This is a genomic window from Nostoc sp. PCC 9305 (assembly GCF_963920915.1).
GTDB lineage: Bacteria > Cyanobacteriota > Cyanobacteriia > Cyanobacteriales > Nostocaceae > Nostoc.
This window is the reverse complement of sequence record NZ_CAWUDN010000292.1, coordinates 1-275: the sequence shown is the minus strand read 5'-3', so window position 1 is coordinate 275 and position 275 is coordinate 1. Positions and strand designations below refer to the sequence as shown.

Here is a 275-nt window from a genome sequence, read left to right as displayed (position 1 = left end):
GCGCGCGCCCCAGCCGACGATGGCGGCCAGAACCACCACCCCCACGATGAAGGCCGCAGCTGCGGCCGATAGCCAGGCGATCATGGTCTGTCTCCTTCGCGGTTGCCCCCCGTGATGATGACCCCGCCAACCTGGATGCGGACCAGCGACAGCGGATCGCGACTGTACCGGGCCACGGCCTGCACCAGACCGGACAGCAGGACCATGCCGAAGGTGCCGGAGACGAAGCCCACAAACCCGACCATCTGGACCGGCAAGGGCCCTTCTCCGGGCCA

At 68.7% G+C, this 275-nt stretch carries 1 protein-coding gene; it reads right to left on the bottom strand.

Annotated elements, in window-relative coordinates:
• Positions 1 to 80: 80 nt before the first annotated feature.
• A partial coding sequence (locus tag ACM0OX_RS35810) for a hypothetical protein (protein WP_414519970.1) occupies positions 81 to 275 on the bottom strand: 195 nt, incomplete at its 5' end.